We start from the raw sequence: 16808 nt of genomic DNA on the forward strand, positions 1-16808 counted from the left end.
TTTGCTATCACTTTCCAAAAGAGAGTGATAGCAAAGGTCCCTTGCTACTTTCCGCTGGTCAGCCGCACCCCACGCCGCCAAACACCAGCCGTCAGCGGCACTCCGGGCCTGTACGCGAGGTGAGTGACCGAAGGCGCTTCAAGCACCTGAAGGTCGGCTCGGGCGCCCGGCCGCACGAAGCCGACGTCGTCGCGCCGAAGCGCCCGAGCACCACCCGCCGTCGCCGACCACACGGCCTCGTCGATCGTCATCCGCATCTGCAGCACCGCCGTCGTGACGCAGAACGCCATCGACGTCGTGTACGAGCTCCCCGGGTTCGCGTTGCTGGCCAGCGCGATCGTCGCGCCCGAGTCCAGCAGCCGCCGCGCCGGTGCCAGCGGCTGCCGTGTCGACAGGTCGCACGCGGGCAGCAAGGTCGCGACGGTGTCCGAAGCAGCGAGAGCCTCTACGTCCGCTTCGCTCAGGTACGTGCAGTGGTCGACACTCGCCGCGCCCAGCTCGACCGCGAGCCGCACGCCCGGCCCCTCCCCCAGCTGGTTCCCGTGCACCCGCAGCCCGAGCCCGCGCTCCCGCGCCGCCTTCAGCACCCGCCCGGACTGCGCCTCGTCGAACGCGCCGGTCTCGCAGAACACGTCCGCCCACCGCACCAGCGGCGCGACGGCGTCGAGCATGTCGCCGCACACCAGGTCCAGGTAGGACTCGGCATCGGCACCCGGTGGCACCAGATGCGCGCCGAGGAACGTGACCTCGTCGGCCACTTCGGCGGCGATCCGGGCCGAACGCAGCTCATCTTCGACGTTGAGCCCGTAGCCGGTCTTCGTCTCCAGACAGGTCGTGCCTTGCTTCGCCGCTTCGTCGACGTGACGCCGCAGGTTCGCCGCCAGTTCCTCATCGGACGCCGACCGCGTCGCGTTGACGGTGACCGCGATGCCTCCGGCGCTGTACGCCTTCCCTGCCATCCGCGCTTCGAACTCGGCCGTGCGGTCCCCGGCGAAGACGAGGTGCGTGTGGCTGTCCACCCACCCGGGCAGCACCGCGCGGCCGTCGACGTCGACCCGCTCGTCCGCGTCGGGTGCGTCGGCCGCCGCGCCGACCCAGGCGATCTTCTCGCCCTCGACGACAACGGCCGCGTCGTGGAGTTTGCCCAGTTCGCCGTCGTTCGTGGTGAGCTCGCCGATACCCGTGATCAGTACTGCCACAATGCCTCGATCTCCTTGGCCAAGACCGTTTCCGGCCGGTCGATCAGCTGATGCGTGCCGCCGCGGACGATCTCCCGCCCGGCCACGACGACATCCTGGACGTCCACCCCGGAGGCGGCGAAGACCACCCCGGACGGCTCGATCCCCGCCGTCCGCACCGAGCCGAGGCCCACGGTGACGAAGTCCGCACCCGCACCGGCGACCAGTTCGCCGACCTCGTCCCAGCCGATCGCGCCGTGATCGGTCGCCGCCGCGAGCAGTTCGTCCGCGGTGAACCGGCCGCGTTTCTCGCTGGCGAGCCGCTCGTTCAGCTCCAGCGCCCTGGTCTCCTCGAACGCGTCGACGACGGCGTTGCTGTCGCTGCCGACGCAGAGCCGCACTCCCGCGTCCAGCAACGTCCGCGCGGGGCCGATGCCGTCACCGAGATCCCGTTCGGTCGTCGGGCAGAAGCAGGCACGGCTCCCACCATCGCCGAGCCATTTGATGTCGCCCGGTGTCAGATGCGTCGCGTGCACCGCGGTGAGCCGCTCGCTGAGCACTCCGTTCTCCCAGAGCAGCCCCGTCGGAGTCCAGTGATAAGCCGCCATGCACTGCTCGTTCTCGGCCCGCTGCTCGGAAAGATGGATGTGCAGTGGGCGATCCTCGGGCGTTCCATTGTCCACTTCGGACAGCTGATCTTCGGGAACCGCGCGCACCGAATGAATCGCGCCCCCGACCCGGAAGGTCTCCTTCTCCCGCAATTCGCCGACTCGTTGCGCCCACTTCCCGGCCGAGCCGTCGGAGAACCGCCGCTGCACCTCGTCGGGTTCGACACCGATACCGCCCGCGAGGTAACAGGTGTCGAGCAGGGTGAGCCGGATCCCGGCGTCCTCGGCCGCCTGCCGTAGCGACTCCCCCATCGCGTTCGGCTCGGCGTACGGCTTCCCACCCGGTGCGTGGTGCAGGTAGTGGAATTCGCCGACACTCGTGTACCCGGCCAGCACCATCTCGGCGTAGACACCTCGCGCCAGCCGGTAGTACGCGTCCGGATCGAGCCTGGACGCGAGTGAGTACATGCGCTCACGCCAGGTCCAGAACGTGCCGCGGTCGTGGTGCGTCCGCCCCCGCAGCGCGCGATGAAACGCGTGCGAGTGCCCGTTCGCGAACCCGGGCACCGTCAGTCCGTCAAGGACGGTTCCCGTGCGGGCCGCGTTCGCCGCCACGGAAACGATCTTCCCGCCGTCGACCTCGATCCGGACGGCCTCGGCGATCCCGTCGGGTAACCAAGCCCGCTCACACCAATATGTCGTCATGTCGACAAATTCTCCAGGACGTTCGCGAGGGCGCGCGCGCCGTGGTCGACGTCCTCCGCCTCCGAGAACTCCTCCGGGGAATGGCTGATACCGGTGGGATTGCGTACGTAGAGCATCCCGGACGGGACGAACCCGGCCAGGATCGCCGCGTCGTGCCCGGCTCCGGTCGGCAGTTCCGGTGGCGCGCCCAGCCAGGTGCCGAGGTCGCGGCGCAGCGCGTCGTCGAAGATCACGTCGTCCGAGTACGACTCCCGGGTGACCTCGACGCGGCAACCCTCCTGTGCCGCCGCTTCCTCGGCCAGTTTCGCGATCTCCGCGACCAGTTCGGGTGTGACCGTGCCCGGCACCCGCGCGTCCAGCCACAGGTCCACAGTGGACGCGATGACGTTGGTCCCGCCCGGTACCGGCACGAGCCTGCCGACCGTTGCCCGCGCGTCCGCCGTCGCTCTCGCCAGCTTCCGCACGGCGAGGACGGTCTCGGCCGCCGGGATCATCGGGTCACGACGATCGCCGATCAGCGTCGCACCGGCGTGGTTTCCCTGGCCCTGGAAGGAGAATCGCCAGCGGCCGTGCGCGATCACCGTGTTGCCGACGGCGACCGGCGAGCCGAGGTCGATCAGCCCGCGCCCCTGTTCGACGTGCAGTTCGAGGAACCGCCCGATCAGGCCCAGCCGCTCCGGATCACGGCCGACGCGTTCGGGATCGAGGCCGGATTTCGCCGCCGCTTCGGCGAACGTGACGCCGTCGGGGTCACGCAGGCCACGTGCCTTGTCCGCGTCGATGGTCCCGGTCAGCAGCCGCGAGCCCAGGCACGGCACACCGAAGCGGCCGCCCTCCTCCTCGGCGAAGACCACGACCGCGAACGGCTTGACCGGACGGAACCCCTTGGCCTGCAGGATTTCCACCGCATCGAGCGCGCTCGCGACCCCGAGCGGGCCGTCGAAGGCACCGCCGCCGGGCACCGAGTCGAGGTGGCTCCCGGTGACGACGGCGTCCGGGCCGGGTGTGCCCCACCAGGCCCAGATGTTGCCGTTGCGGTCGGTCTCGACGCCCAGCCCCAGCCGCCCCGCGCGCTCCACGAACCACGCGCGCAGGTCGGTTTCGGCCGCGTCGAAGGCGTGGCGGGAGTAGCCGCCGCGCTTCGGGTCGCGGCCGACGTCCGAGATCTCCGCCAGCAGCGAGGACGCGGTCACTCGGCGTCCCGCATCGGCACGCGGACGCCGCGCTCGTCGGCGACGGCGGCAGCGCTGTCGTAGCCGGCGTCGACGTGGCGGATGACGCCCATGCCGGGGTCGTTGGTGAGCACACGTTCGAGTTTCTGCGCGGCCAGCAGGGTCCCGTCGGCCACGCTGACCTGGCCGGCGTGGATCGAACGGCCCATACCGACGCCGCCGCCGTGGTGGATCGACACCCAAGTCGCGCCGGAGGAGGTGTTGACCAGCGCGTTCAGCAGCGGCCAGTCGGCGATGGCGTCGGAGCCGTCGGCCATGCCCTCGGTCTCGCGGTACGGCGAGGCGACGCTGCCCGAGTCGAGGTGGTCGCGGCCGATGACGACCGGCGCCTTCAGCTCGCCGCTGGCGACCATCTCGTTGAACCGCAGGCCCGCGAGGTGCCGTTCGCCGTAGCCGAGCCAGCAGATCCGCGACGGAAGTCCTTGGAAGGCGACGCGTTCACCGGCCAGCTTGATCCAGCGCGCGAGGGATTCGTTCTCCGGGAACAGTTCCAGCATCGCGCGGTCGGTCGCCGCGATATCTTGCGCGTCACCGGACAGCGCCGCCCAGCGGAACGGGCCGTTGCCCTCGCAGAACAGCGGGCGGATATAGGCGGGCACGAAACCCGGGAAGTCGAACGCGCGCTCGCAGCCGCCGAGCTTCGCCTCGCCGCGCAGCGAGTTGCCGTAGTCGAACACCTCCGCGCCCTTGTCGAGGAAACCGAGCATCGCTTCGACGTGCTCGGCCATCGACTCGCGGGCGCGCTCGGTGAACTCGTCGGGCTTCTTGTCCGCGTAGTCCTGCCACTCGTCGACGCCGATTCCCTTGGGCAAGTAGGAAAGCGGGTCGTGTGCGGAGGTCTGGTCGGTGACGATGTCGACCTCGACGCCGCGGCGCAGCAACTCCGGCAGCACCTCGGCGGCGTTGCCGACGACGCCGACGGACAGCGCGCGCTTCTCCTTCTTCGCGGCTTCCACGCGGCGGATCGCGTCGTCCAGATCGTCGGCGACCTCGTCGAGGTACCGGGTTTCGACGCGACGGCGGGCACGCTGCGGGTCGCATTCGATGACGAGCGCGACACCGTCGTTCATCGTGACGGCCAGCGGCTGCGCACCACCCATGCCGCCGAGGCCGGCGGTGACGGTCAGAGTGCCCTTGAGGCTGCCGCCGAACCGCTTCTTGGCGACAGCGGCGAAAGTCTCGTAGGTGCCTTGCAGGATTCCCTGCGTGCCGATGTAGATCCAGGACCCCGCGGTCATCTGGCCGTACATCGTCAGGCCCTGTGCTTCCAGGCGGCGGAATTCCGGCCAGGTCGCCCAGTCGCCGACGAGGTTGGAGTTCGCGATGAGCACACGCGGCGCCCATTCATGCGTGCGGAACACCCCGACCGGCTTGCCGGACTGGACAAGCAGCGTCTCGTCACTGTCCAAAGTGGTCAGTTCGCGGGTGATCGCGTCGAAGCTGGCCCAGTTGCGGGCGGCCTTGCCGGTGCCGCCGTAGACGACCAGGTCCTCGGGACGTTCGGCGACGTCGGGGTCGAGGTTGTTGTGGAACATCCGTAGTGCGGCTTCGGTCTGCCAGTTCTTCGCGGTGAGCGTGGTGCCTCGGGCGGCACGGACCGTGCGGGACATGGGCTCAGACCTCCAGTTGGGCCGCGGCGAGGACGGCGCCCGACGCGACGAGTTCTTCGGCGGCGGCGATCTCCGGCGCCAGGTGACGGTCGGGGCCGGGGCCCTCGACCTTGGTACGGAGCAGATCCCGGACCCGGCCGGTGACCGGCGACGGGACAAGGGGCGCGCGCATGTCGAGTGCCCGCGCGGCGGTGAGCAGTTCGATGGCGAGGACCGTGTTGAGGCCGTCGACGGCCTTGCGCAGCTTGCGCGCGGCGGACCAGCCCATCGAGACGTGGTCTTCTTGCATGGCGCTGCTCGGGATCGAGTCGACCGACGCCGGCACGGCGAGGCGCTTGAGCTCGCTGACCACGGCGGCCTGCGTGTACTGGGCGATCATATGGCCGGAGTCGACGCCAGGATCGAAGGCGAGGAACGGCGGCAGACCGTGTGAGCGGGTCTTGTCGAGCATCCGGTCGGTGCGGCGCTCGGCGATACTGGCGACGTCCGCGAGCGGGATGGCGAGGAAGTCGAGCACGTACGCGATCGGGGCGCCGTGGAAGTTGCCGTTCGACTCGACGCGGCCGTCGGACAGCACGACCGGGTTGTCCACCGCGGAGTGGAGTTCACGCTCGGCGACGAGTTCGGCGTGCGTGAGGCTGTCGCGTGCGCCGCCGTGCACCTGGGGCGAGCAGCGGAGCGAGTAGGCGTCCTGGACGCGGTTGCAGTCCGGGCCGCGGTGGCTCTCGACGATCTTCGAGTCCTGAAGCGCGTTCCACATCCGCTGCGCGCTCAGCGCCTGCCCGGGGTGCGGGCGCAGCGCCTGAAGGTCGGCGGCGAAGGCACGGTCGGTGCCGAGGAGCGCTTCGACGCTCATCGCCGCGGTGATGTCGGCGGTGTCGAAGAGCTTGCGGAGGTCGGCCGCGGCGAGCAGCAGCATGCCGAGCATGCCGTCGGTCCCGTTGGTGAGGGCGAGACCCTCCTTCTCCGCGAGAACAACCGGCTCGATCCCAGCGTGCTTCAGCGCTTCGCCGGCCGGGACGACTTCGCCGTTGTACGCGACTTCGCCCTCTCCCATCAGCGCGAGCGCGACGGCGGCGAGAGGCGCGAGGTCACCGGAGCAACCAAGCGAGCCGTACTCGTGGACGAGCGGGGTGATCCCGGCGTTGAGCAGGTCCGCAAGCGCTTGCGCGGTACCCGGGCGGACTCCGGTGTAGCCGCTGGTGAGGGTGCGGAGACGCAGCAACATCAACGCGCGCACGACCTCGGTCTCGACGACCGGGCCCGCGCCCGCCGCGTGCGAGCGGATCAGCGACCGCTGAAGCGCCGTACGGCTCTCGAGTGGGATGTGCCTGGTGGCGAGCGCACCGAAGCCCGTCGAAACGCCGTACGTCGGCGTCTCGGCGTGGGCGAGGTTGTCGATGTGCTGGCGCGTCGCGGCGAGTTTCTTCTCGGCCGCTTCGCTGACCGCGACGGGCGAGTGGTCACGGGCGACCGCGACGACCTGTTCGGGCCGAAGCGGTTCGGACCCCAGAAGTACGGTTTCCGGCATAGCCCCATTGGACAACGCCATGCCCGCTGGTGGGCGACCCCAACCGGTGGTTGTGTCTGGTATCCAAGACGGAGCGGAAGAGAGCAAGGGACCTTTGCTATCACTTCTCGCGACGTTGAGAGAAGTGATAGCAAAGGTCCCTTGCTCCCCCGGCGCCGAGCGAGCAGGAGGTCGAGATGGGTGAGAGCAGCGAAGTGCCTGCGCTGCGGCGCGGCCTGAGCATCCTTCGCGCCCTTGCCGCCAGGCCGGGCCCGGTGTCCGCGGCCGCGATCGCGCGCGACCTGGATCTGCCGCGCTCGACGACGTACCACCTGCTCGCCGAACTGGAGGTCGCCGGTTTCGTGACGCACCTGCCGTCCGAGCGCCGCTACGGGCTCGGCATCGCCGCGTTCGAACTCGGGTCCGCCTACCTGCGGCACGACCCGCTGGAACGGCTCGCCGCCCCGCTGCTGCGCAAACTCGCCGACCGGGTCGGCCACACCGCGCATCTCGGCGTGCTGCACGGCAACGAGTCGCTCTACCTGGTCAAGGAACGCCCCACGCGTCCGGAAACGCTGGTCACCGAAGTGGGTGTACGCCTGCCAGGCCAGCTCACGGCGTCAGGAAGGGCGATTTTGCGCCACCTGCCGTCGCCACATGTGCGTGCGCTCTTCCCGGCCGCGTCGGCGTTCGTCCTGCGCACCGGCCGTGGCCCGCGCACCCTTGCCGAACTGCGCCGCACACTGAACGCGGAGGCCAGACTCGGCTGGGCGGTCGAAGACGGCCACGTCACCGAGGGTTTCGCCTCGGTGGCCTGCCCGGTCTTCGATCACGGCGGCCGGCCGATGGCCGCGATCAGTGTGACCCTCCGCCACCTTTGCCCAGGGACTGAAGGCTGCGAGGCAACTTGGCCGGACCTCGCCGAAGAGGTCCGTCTGACCGCGGCCGAACTGACCACCCGGATCGGGGGTCAGATGCGCTGAGCGTGCTTCTTCTGGACTCCCTCGAGCCCGAGCATCGCCAGCAGTTCCGCACAGTCGAGGGCATCGGAAGCGTGCCCGGCGACGGTCCTCGCGGCTCTGCCGTTCTGCAGGGTGAGGCGGACTTCTTCCTCCGCTCGCACACCGGCCATCCGGCTCTGGTCTTCAGCGGGGTCGGGACGACTGGAATGCCTAGCCCAGGTCATCTGCTACCTTCTTCCGGCCCTCCGGCGACACGGGGTCGTTTCGAAAGAGGGCCATGGTCGGACACTTAGCATGACATCCCACGCCGCGACTGCTCCCGGCGCGGGTGAATTGAGACGAAAATGACCTTGATTTTGCTACTCTCCGTGATCCAAAAAGGCCTCAAGCCGAGCATTGAACGGCGCACCCGTGTCGGGCACCAAATGCCCCATCCCCGCTACGACGTCGCGGCGCGCTCCGGTCCGGTTCGCGATCTCGTCGGCGATGATTTCGTACTCCGGCCGATGATCGCCGGTGACCACGAGCATCGGGAAATCCGTTGAGGCCAGCACATCGAGCGGCAATTCGGCATCGCCGGGCGGCCGCATCCCGATCAAGGCGCGGGCGCCGCGCCGCAACGTTTCCGGGACCGGATCCGGGATGGACAGTGGCACGCCGGCGAGCGGAAAGAACGCCTCGAAGACCTCGCGGGGATCCTCCAGCGGACCGGCGAGGAACCTCCGCAGCTCGGCGTCCCACGCGTCGACGACCTCGTCACCTCGGACGACCCCCGCCGCAGGCGGCTCGACCACGGTGAGCGTCCGGACCATCTCGGGCCGTGTGGCGGCCGCCAGCATCGCGACGATCGCGCCATAGGACAGTCCGACCAGATGCGCGGGCTCGTCGAGCACCTGGTCAGCGATCAACCCGGCGTCGACCTCGAAGTCCTGCACACCGTCGGGCGACTTCCCATGGCCGAGCCGGTCCGGCGCGAGCAACGTCCACCGTTCGGTCAGCGGCCGTTGCGCCCGCCACGCCTCCCGGCCGCCGAGCAGCACCCCGTGGACGAGCACGACACGCGGGCCTGAGCCCCACTGATGCACATGAAGCCGCATGCTTTGAGGATATGGCGTCGCACGAGCCGAATTCGACCGATCGGGAATTCGCCAAGATGCCCTCGGTAAGCGCTGAAACGAGGTCCGTCCCTCGGAGAAGACGAACGTCGTTGGCCAACCGGGCCACTACATCGTCGTCACCGACGATATCGAGCAGTACCGCGACACCCTCAGGATCGAGCAGACCAGGCATCTGCGAACCCAGTAGCCAAGCTCCCGCGAGCGCAGGGTCATAGCCCTGCCGGTCCAGGGCTATGAGTTCCTTGTCATAGAGCCGATCCAGGTACGGCCCCGATGCGTACCAGCCGATCATGGTCCCGAGGTCGATGGCGTCGCGCGTGGTACTGGCACGCCGATCACACCAAGTCAGAAGCTTGAGCAGCGCCAGCGCGGGCACCGCCGGAACCTTGATGGCGAGTCCACCGGGCAGGAGCACCAGTTCGGCCGTTGCCACGGCTTCGCTCAGCCCGCGGACGTTCATACGGTGATCGTCGGGCCAGAGGATGGTTCGGTCTTCCTCCTCGATGCCGCCATAAGGCACCGCGTCGACCTCGACGCCCTCCACGAGAAACGAATGCACGCTCCGGCCGTTCCGTTCCAGGCGACTCACGAATTGTTCGAAGTCGTCCCAGGTACCCATCGCGGCGGCGATGTCGATGTCTCGAGTGGCCCGTTCTGGCGGGCCACCGACCAGTCCGATCGAGAGGATCGTGCGTGCCGTCGCCCCGACCACGAGGTAGTCGACCGCCGCGGCGCGGGCGATAGCGTCCACCCGAGCCAGCACTCTCGCGGCAAGTAGGAGATCAGGTTCGGTCGATGCGCTTAAGTCGATCATCACCGCCCCGAATCCGGTCTCCGTGCTCACGCTGGCGCGGATCCCCGGAGGCCAGCAGGTCGGCGTAGATCAGCGTGGACGGCACGATCCAGGGCTGCCGCTTCGGAAACGGCTCCTTCCAGAACCGGGTCCGGACGTGCACGTTGCCGTCGTTTTCCGCCCGAGCCAGGCGATGCCGGCCGATGAGCTGTACCGGCAACTGGGTGGCGTAGAGCGTGAGCGAGGCCGGCCGCAGATGTGGGTCGATGAGGCTCGCCCCGGCTTCCCCACCCACCTGGACCCCCAGGGAAACCAGTTCGGCTTCCGCATCGCGCCACCACGAAAGGTCGGACGCGGTGAACTCGCCGAGGGCCAGCGCGACATCCAGGCTGATCGAGTACGCCTCCGACCACCGGTCAAGCGGCTCCGCTCCGCGGGCAAGCCGTCGCTCGTTCCCACGCTCATACAGGTAGCCGGCTCCGGTGAGCTCTTCGATGACCGTCTTGACCGTGCCGAGCGACACACCGCTCAGCGCGGCCAACGAGCGGTACGGGAAGGTGGCTGTCTCCGGCCAGCTGAGCAGGATGAACAGGACTTGAAGACCCGCCCTCCCGAAGGCCCCCGCACCTCGCGACGAGGCTCGTCCGGCAAGCGTGGTGGGCTTGCGGCGGCCCCGGACGTCGATCAGGACGTCATCCCAGGCGAGGTGCGCGTTGCCCGCGGCGTCCACATAATCGATCCCCCGGGCACGCAGCCGCTCGGCGATCGGTTCGCTGAGGTGCGTGGTGAACAGGAGCGGTGGAGGGGTCGTTGGGAAATGGACCGCCGTGGCCAGCTCCACGGTCATCCGCCGCTTGATTTCGACACCGTACGTCCGGGCAGCGCCAGACCCCGTGGTGAGCCTCACGAGGACATCCATCTGATGCCTCTGCGGATCACCGAGATCTCCCCCGGCGGTACCGAGCACTTCTACCCTGAAGCCCAACTCCTGGAGCCGGGCGCGGGCGTCGGCGGACCAGTCCATCGCGTTCAGCGAGCCATCATGTTCATTCGTACTGAACATGCGTATATTTTTGAACACAACCTAGCCTTCGCCGCAACCCGGCCGCGCACCCAAGCGTCCGCTCACGCCCTATAACGACAAATGGCGAGCGCTCTCAACGAGCGCTCGCCATCCGAACAGTGGGGCTTCTACGCCGTTACTCCAACCGCTCCGACTTGCTCGGACCGCTGGTCGGGGCTCTACGGGAGATCAACAACCCCACCGATGACCGTCACGATTCGATAACGAGCATTGCGGGGCAGGACAGCCTCTTCTGACTACGTGCGGCAGATCCTCACGGAGCAGGACATCACCAACATGATCGAGGCCTATTTGCTCAGACGCTACCGCGAAGGTGCTGGCTGAGCCGTACAGCATACACACCTCAACGATCAAGAACAAGTTGAGGGAGTTTGGAGTACCACGAACGTTCTAGTTCGACTGCCGCTGGTCATACCAGTCCTTATAGATCGGCGTCCAAGGCGGTTCGACACCCTTCCAGCCCTCAGAGCGATAGGTTCGATGAAGCGGGTAGACAGTCATCCCCAGTTCTGCCTCCGAACGCTCATGCGGAACAGTCCACTGCCCATGCGCTCCAGGAACCGGCTTGATTGGCCGGGCTGCCATCTCGATGAAGATATGGTCGATCACGCCATGGTCAAAATAGTCGAATACTGTCACACCAAGCTTGCAGCTTCCGTTCGGATTCGGAGGGTTCGGATTCTCAAACGCATCCGCCCACTCGCTCAAGGTGTGCCCATAGCCCCACTCGAAAATTGCCGACTCACCTGGACGAAGAAGATACTCATTCCTGTCGACTGTACCGACAGCTGGAGGAACAGGCGTGTTACGTGTCTGATTCGGCAGCAGCGAGGACCGGCCTTCGATAAACTGCGCATCGCCATCTAGCCGCACCCGCGCCGTACCATGACCCTCATTGACGAGGACGCCTCGCATCTTAAACCACATGAACCAGCCACGCTGACCATCGAAAACGAAAGGCTTGGCTGAAGTCGCGTCCCAGCTCGCAGCAAGCGACCGATGGTGCAGAAGTGGCAGCTCACCGCCGCCGGGCATCCCGGAGCGGGTTTGATCAACGAGAGGAGGCCATGCAGGCTCCTCCATCAAGGCAATTACTCGCGGAGCCTGTTCGTCCACTCGGATTCTGCCGGCTTCAAGCACAGCGTTTCGGGCAACCTCAGCCGATTCGCGTGCAACATCGACCGTTTCTCTAGCTGCCTTTGTTTGATCAGAAGCAAGATGAACCTGCCTTCTGAGTAACATAAGCTGCACGACAGCAAAGGACACTAAACCAATGTTCGCCAACGCGGCAACGAACGTTCCTATATCTGCGAGAATTTGCCAATCGGACGGAATATCTGCTGCTTGTTGGGCAAAAAGAAACATGGCGTCGAACACAAGGGGCATAGTATTAGTTTATGTCATGCTTGACCGAACGCAAAATCATGACAGCCGAGAAGGACCGAAAAAACTGTAACTTGCCACCACACGTCGAACCCGTCCAGAGAATAACGGGCCGGCTCACTTTCCCGAGGCGGCAATGTGCTTAATGATCGTCGAGGTTCGACGGAACAGTCAGCTGGTCCGAGAAAACCATAACCTCTTGCGCTTTGACTACGCGATGAGCCGAATAATTCAGAGAAAAAAGGGCGTTTCTCCGCTCGGAGTATAGTGCGTGCACTTGAGGAACATTGTCGTAAGTCAGTACCCATTTGGTATCCGCGTAGCCGTTAAGACACTCGGCAAGTTTCGCGTGATCGCTGGCACCAAAGGAGTTCAAGTACAGCGACCCGGCCTTATCGAAGTAAGGGGGGTCAGCGTAAATAAACGAGTTGGATCGGCGTGCATACTTTCTAATTACTTTCATGCCATCGTCGTTCGTGACACTTATTCGACGGGCGTGCAGACCGATCACGCGCATCCGCTCCGTCAGCGCCTCCTTGTTAAATCGCGCGTCAATCTTATAGTTTCCAGTCTGATCCATCCCACCAATAGGACCACCGTTGAGAACGCCAGAACGGTTAGTCCTATTGAGATAAAAAGTTGCAAATCCAAGCTCGAAGGAATCCGCCGCACTGCCCAGGTAGATTTCTTTCTGGCGAGACCACTCCTTGACGGTAAGGTCAGCCTTCTGAACACGCTCACTAAACCGATCCGGCTCAGATACCAACGATGTCCAGAATGCATGCACGGCGGGGTCAAGGTCGTTGATAACGATCCTCTGAACTTGCCCAGTCACGAGTAGGGCAAGTGCAGCTCCCGCGCCGCCGGCATACGGTTCGACGTATGTTCCCTGGGTCAGACTGTTGGCTCGCACGAGCAGCTTCAACTTGGAATAGAGCGATCCCTTACCGCCAGGGTAACGAAGAGGTGAGATTGTCACCCGTCGCTGCAGGCTCTTACCGGAGTACTCACTCTTGGTACTACTCATGGCGCGAGGATCACTTTCATCAGTTCGTAGATCGAGTGCCAGCAGTTACGAACATCGTCAGGAATTGCATGAAACTTAAAGTTGTGGTTGACCGCATTTAGTGCATCAAGGGAAACGTTGTAGTACCCACCGATTTTGTCGGAAGCGAGTTTCTTGACAACCTGAGCCAGCCCTCGGTTACCCTTCGCACGGAGATGCCCTTCCAACCACGCAAAACAATGCGAGAGGTAAACGAAACCGTTTGAACCATGAGGGCGCAAGTTTACCCCCAACTCCTCAGCATACGCCTTAATCGACTTCTCAAGGAAAGTCCTCAACAGGTCCATCGTTGCGTTCGGGTAGAACTCGATGTTTATCCGGGCAACTTCCCCGAGAATCAAGCCGATGCTAGGTGGATAGCTTGCAGGAACGGTCAGTTCGGCGGTATTCAGATGCACCGGCTTTCTGACCCGTTGCTTGGCTTTTACTTCAGCAGGTTGCGCGCCATCGTCGGCGGGCTTGTTTTCCGGCTTGACTTTCGGCGTATCGTCCTTTGGCTCATGCCCCTTGAATCCACCACTTGGCGTCTGCCGTGTACCCGGATCGCCACCAGCGGTACCAGGCCGATCATCAAGACTTGAGTCTTCCAAGGAGGCGGCGTCAGCCTCATCAAGGAGAACCCGAAGTTCCTCAAGGTATGCCTTATAGAATTCGCTATCCGCCTTGTTTAATTTACGCGTATCGGTGTATTTGGTTTTAATATCACGCACGACTTTTTCTGCAAGCTTACCAAATACCTGCCGAGGCAAGCTCGTAGTTACCCTGTAATCCTGATCGACCACGAGACCCATAATCCGCAAAAAATCGTTGTTTGGGTACAGCCGCTCTAGCGTGGACACCGTAAATTTCCGGCTTGCGACGTAGTTCTTTAGCTCTAGATCGTCGAAGTCAGCAGAAGCGAATACATCCAGAAAGCCACTGCGAAGCACAAACTTCTTGACGTCCACCGTGGGATACTGCTCAATCAAATCTTTCGGCGACTTACCGCCAACAAGCTGCGCTTTAAAGAAGGCCGCTTGCCTATTCGGCGACCAAGCTCGACGCTGACTTCCAGTGTGGATCGCTCCGACCAGCTGCAGAGCTTCGTCCTCGCTCGGCGCAAGCTTGACACTAATCTTCTTAAGCGAGCCGCGGTTGGGGATATTCGACGCAATCCGGGTTACTTGCGACTGGAAGTGCGGAGCTATATACGGATTCTGAATAGACTTCAGGGCGGCGACTCGCCGGTTGCCCTCTACTACGACGAGCTTCTTCTTTCTTCGAACGACGATCGGGATCTCATGAGTCAGGTAGCCAACTTTAGCGATACCGTCGACTAACGTGAGAACACCCTCATTACTAAACAGGTCCTGGATGATGTCACTTTCGGTCACGCCGTCAGATAGCTCGAGCCGGACGTTGTAAGGATCGAGCTCCAGTTCATCGACGACGTCGACAACCAGCTCTTTCCAGGTCGACATGTCGATCATTCCGAACCTCCGTCAGTGCCCTAAGCCTCGCGGTGACCATCTAGCGATCTTGACCACCTTAGTGGCCTAAGCTGGGCGCCGTGACGCACCGCCACTGCTCCAATCAGGTGGCGATGAGCCTCAACTTGTCTCCATGCCTTTGACCAGGCATTTGTCGTCGCAGAAGCGCGTGGCCGACTATCTCAAGCCGTAACCGCTGAGTAATCCAGCCGAGAACAATTTCGGGCACTGACCGCCCAGCAGTGCGATGACATCATTTCCGCACGTCAAAACCATGATCACCAACTCCGGCGCCGCTCCCATTGACGGGCGCGCCACCCTCCGTCACCATGGACGAGATCGAAGCAACATCCGGCAAGTTGCTCGCAAGGAGGCATCATGCGCGCCACGTTCCTCGGCAAAGACCCCGAATCGCAGGAAGGGCAGTCGCCGACCCTGTTCGCCACTGACCGAACCGATCGCGCCACGTACATCGCGCAGGGGTGGAAGGTGACCGACCCTCAGGCTCTCGCCGACGTCGGCCCCGTACCCGACCACGAGACGCTGATCGAGATCCCCGAAGGTGTGCTGAAGTTCTACGCTAAGCGCTACTTGCAGGAGGGAGAAGACCGCTGACCAGGCTCATAGAGCCCGGCCCTGAGTTCGGCCAGCTCTTCCGCACCTTCGAGCACACCGCGTTCCGCTTGGAGACGAAAGATCAGTACAAGTCGGGTAACGAAGCTGACGCCTTGCGCCAGTTCGTCGCCGGTGAGCCCGTGGACATGCGCTGGTTCTCCAACTGGTTGGCGATGATCAGTGAGGCAACGCAAGAGGGTCGCCGCTTCAGTCGCGTTCGAGTGGTGAGCACGCCGCTGACCGACTACAGCCGCTTCGGCATCTTCTGCTCGGAGTACACCAACGCGGCCGGTGAAGACATACGCTATCTCGTCAGAGACCAAGCCGGCGACTTGCCGGACTATGACTTCTGGCTGTTCGACTCGTGCAAGCTGGTCAAGATGCTCTTCGACGACGAGGAGAACTTCCTCGGTGCCGAAGTCATAGATGACCCAGCCACCATCGTTGACCACAACTACTGGCGTGATGCTGCCTGGCACAAGGCAGTGCGACGGGATGATTTTGCCGCAGAGTAGGGCATCGGGTGTGTCCAACGTTCACGAGGCACGCATCGCACTAGGAACCCGACTCCGCGAGCTTCGCCAGCGGGCCGACATGACCGGCAGGCAGCTCGCGGAGTCCTTGTCCTGGCAAGCGTCGAAGATCTCGAAGATAGAGAACGGCAAGCAGACTCCTAGTGATGACGACATCGTTGCGTGGACAGGAGCGACTGATGGTGAGTCGGAGCGGGCCGACCTCCTCGCTTCGCTCCACACGCTCGAAGTTCAGCACGCCGAGTGGCAACGGCAGCTTAGAACTGGCCTGAAGCCTCACCAAAACGAGATTGCCGAGATCAACGCGCGGACACGCCTCTTCCGGGTGTTCGAGTCCACCTACATTCCCGGCCTGCTGCAGACCGCCGAGTACGCTCGCTCACGTTTTGCACAAAGCATCACCGTCTTCAAGGTGCGTAACGACATTAACGAAGCGGTGCGAGCGCGCATGCAGCGTCAGGACGCGCTGTACCGACCGGAGAAGCGATTCCACTTCGTTCTCACCGAAGCTGCGCTTCGCTACCGGCTCTGTTCACCGGAGGTCATGCTCGGCCAGCTCGACCGGCTCGTCTCCATGACGTCACTTCCGAACGTGAAGCTCGGCGTCATCGGTTTTGACACGGCCTACGTCGTCGCACCCGCCCACGGCTTCTGGTTGCTGGACGACGAGCGGGTGATGGTTGAAACGTTCTCTGCTGAGCTGAACCTTGCCCAGCCGCAAGAGATCGAGCTGTACAGCAGCGTGTTTAACGAGCTCTCCGCCGTCGCTAGCTACGGTCGATCCGCTCGAGCCATTATCACCCGTGTCATCGACGACCTGGCACAGCAGCTTCCTGCGGAATAGCGGCGGATTGCCCAGCTCATCGGCCAGTTTTGCCGTTGCGAGCAATTGCGAGCAACCCGCTGTCCAGACGGGTAGCGGCTTGCTTACTCTCCAGGAAC

At 64.4% G+C, this 16808-nt stretch carries 15 protein-coding genes and 1 pseudogene; 4 read left to right on the forward strand and 12 right to left on the reverse strand.

Annotated features, from left to right (window positions below):
* Positions 1-44: 44 nt before the first annotated feature.
* The 5 genes from hutI to hutH are packed head-to-tail and all read right to left on the reverse strand — an operon-like array spanning position 45 to position 6864.
* Complete coding sequence (hutI, locus tag AB0M65_RS15140) at positions 45-1199, reverse strand: imidazolonepropionase (RefSeq protein ID WP_364027165.1); 1155 nt, start codon at positions 1197-1199, stop codon at positions 45-47.
* Positions 1187-2491 (reverse strand): formimidoylglutamate deiminase, encoded by a 1305-nt coding sequence (locus AB0M65_RS15145; protein WP_364027168.1) that lies wholly within the window; start codon positions 2489-2491, stop codon positions 1187-1189. The genes hutI and AB0M65_RS15145 overlap by 13 nt, the downstream gene beginning before the upstream one ends.
* A complete protein-coding gene (locus tag AB0M65_RS15150; RefSeq protein ID WP_364027171.1) occupies positions 2488-3684 on the reverse strand; it encodes an allantoate amidohydrolase in 1197 nt (398 codons plus the stop codon). The genes AB0M65_RS15145 and AB0M65_RS15150 overlap by 4 nt, the downstream gene beginning before the upstream one ends.
* A complete protein-coding gene (hutU, locus tag AB0M65_RS15155; protein WP_364027174.1) occupies positions 3681-5333 on the reverse strand; it encodes a urocanate hydratase in 1653 nt (550 codons plus the stop codon). The genes AB0M65_RS15150 and hutU overlap by 4 nt, the downstream gene beginning before the upstream one ends.
* A gap of 4 nt (positions 5334-5337) precedes the next feature.
* Positions 5338-6864, reverse strand: a complete 1527-nt coding sequence (gene hutH, locus AB0M65_RS15160) for a histidine ammonia-lyase (RefSeq protein ID WP_364027177.1) — start codon at positions 6862-6864, stop codon at positions 5338-5340.
* Positions 6865-7040: 176 nt separating this feature from the next.
* Between hutH and AB0M65_RS15165 the strand changes: the two genes are divergently transcribed.
* Positions 7041-7826, forward strand: coding sequence for an IclR family transcriptional regulator (locus AB0M65_RS15165; RefSeq protein ID WP_364027180.1), 786 nt, complete (start codon positions 7041-7043; stop codon positions 7824-7826).
* Here the strand turns inward: AB0M65_RS15165 and AB0M65_RS15170 are convergent.
* The 7 genes and pseudogenes from AB0M65_RS15170 to AB0M65_RS15200 form a co-directional block, all read right to left on the reverse strand.
* The gene (locus AB0M65_RS15170; protein ID WP_125680489.1) at positions 7814-8029 is read right to left on the reverse strand and encodes a hypothetical protein; all 216 of its coding nucleotides are present in this window, start codon (positions 8027-8029) and stop codon (positions 7814-7816) included. The two genes, AB0M65_RS15165 and AB0M65_RS15170, sit on opposite strands and share 13 nt — an antisense overlap.
* Positions 8030-8164: 135 nt before the next feature.
* Entirely contained in the window at positions 8165-8902 is a 738-nt protein-coding gene (locus AB0M65_RS15175) for an alpha/beta hydrolase (RefSeq protein ID WP_364027184.1), read from the reverse strand.
* 304 nt (positions 8903-9206) lie between these two features.
* Positions 9207-9737: pseudogene (locus AB0M65_RS15180) on the reverse strand (nucleotidyl transferase AbiEii/AbiGii toxin family protein); the annotation flags it as partial.
* Complete coding sequence (locus AB0M65_RS15185; RefSeq protein ID WP_364027187.1) at positions 9706-10740, reverse strand: type IV toxin-antitoxin system AbiEi family antitoxin; 1035 nt, start codon at positions 10738-10740, stop codon at positions 9706-9708. The gene AB0M65_RS15185 and the pseudogene AB0M65_RS15180, both read right to left, overlap by 32 nt.
* Before the next feature lie 450 nt (positions 10741-11190).
* Entirely contained in the window at positions 11191-12177 is a 987-nt protein-coding gene (locus AB0M65_RS15190) for a hypothetical protein (protein WP_364027190.1), read from the reverse strand.
* A 148-nt stretch (positions 12178-12325) separates the two neighbouring features.
* Positions 12326-13210 carry a DNA adenine methylase gene (locus AB0M65_RS15195; protein WP_364027193.1) on the reverse strand — a complete coding sequence of 295 codons (885 nt, stop codon included), beginning with the start codon at positions 13208-13210 and terminating at the stop codon, positions 12326-12328.
* Entirely contained in the window at positions 13207-14718 is a 1512-nt protein-coding gene (locus AB0M65_RS15200) for a hypothetical protein (protein WP_364027196.1), read from the reverse strand. Before AB0M65_RS15200 ends, AB0M65_RS15195 begins: the two co-directional genes overlap by 4 nt.
* Positions 14719-15096: 378 nt before the next feature.
* Here AB0M65_RS15200 and AB0M65_RS15205 point away from each other — a divergent pair, with 378 nt between their 5' ends.
* Genes AB0M65_RS15205 through AB0M65_RS15215 form a run of 3 tightly spaced genes read left to right on the forward strand, consistent with a single transcriptional unit; the run spans position 15097 to position 16710 of the window.
* On the forward strand, positions 15097-15333 hold the full coding sequence (locus AB0M65_RS15205) for a hypothetical protein (protein ID WP_364027198.1): 237 nt from the start codon (positions 15097-15099) through the stop codon (positions 15331-15333).
* Positions 15334-15341: 8 nt separating this feature from the next.
* Complete coding sequence (locus AB0M65_RS15210) at positions 15342-15848, forward strand: DUF6879 family protein (protein ID WP_364027323.1); 507 nt, start codon at positions 15342-15344, stop codon at positions 15846-15848.
* On the forward strand, positions 15829-16710 hold the full coding sequence (locus tag AB0M65_RS15215) for a helix-turn-helix transcriptional regulator (RefSeq protein WP_364027201.1): 882 nt from the start codon (positions 15829-15831) through the stop codon (positions 16708-16710). Before AB0M65_RS15210 ends, AB0M65_RS15215 begins: the two co-directional genes overlap by 20 nt.
* Positions 16711-16808: the final 98 nt, after the last annotated feature.

The sequence above is a fragment of the Amycolatopsis sp. NPDC051071 genome (assembly GCF_040682875.1).
Lineage (GTDB): Bacteria > Actinomycetota > Actinomycetes > Mycobacteriales > Pseudonocardiaceae > Amycolatopsis.